Here is a 652-nt window from a genome sequence, read left to right as displayed (position 1 = left end):
CAACTGGTACTGGCCGGCGTACGAGCGGGTGTTGGAGCGCAAGGGGTGGCACCCGGAGGCGCTGGCGGCCCTGGACGAGGCCACCGACCGGGTGGTGGAGCGGCTGGCGAACCCGGCCACCGGCACCGTCTACCAGTCCAAGGGCCTGGTCGTCGGGCACGTGCAGTCGGGCAAGACGGCCAACTTCACCGGCGTCATCGCCAAGGCCATCGACTCCGGCTACCGGCTGGTGATCGTGCTCGCCGGCACCCTGAACCTGCTGCGCCAACAGACCCAGCGCCGGCTCGACATGGAGCTGGTCGGCCGCGAGAACATCCTGCGCGGCGGTGACGAGATCGAGTCGGACTACGCGGACGACCCGGAGTGGCACCGTGGCGGGTTCCTCACCCACGGCGGTCTCCCGTCGGTGCTCGGCGCCTTCGACATCATGCGGATGACCACGCGCGACAACGACTACAAGCGGCTCCTGCAGGGCATCACCGCGCTGGAGTTCGAGAAGCAGGAGCCCGCGCTGCCGCTGCACGACCCGCGCAACCTGCACCGCAGCGCGGCCCGGCTGATGGTGGTGAAGAAGAACAAGACGGTATTGACGAAACTGCTGGGGGACCTGAAAAAGATCCGCACCCCGCTCGCCGAGATCCCCGTCCTCATC

1 pseudogene is annotated in these 652 nt (G+C 68.4%); it reads left to right on the top strand.

Annotation, left to right across the window (positions count from 1 at the left end):
• Nucleotides 1-652: pseudogene (locus KUM32_RS39440) on the top strand (endonuclease); the annotation flags it as partial.

It is taken from the genome of Streptomyces sp. AC627_RSS907 (assembly GCF_019049165.1).
Note: the sequence above shows the minus strand (reverse complement) of the source record. Positions and strands in the feature narration are given on the sequence as shown.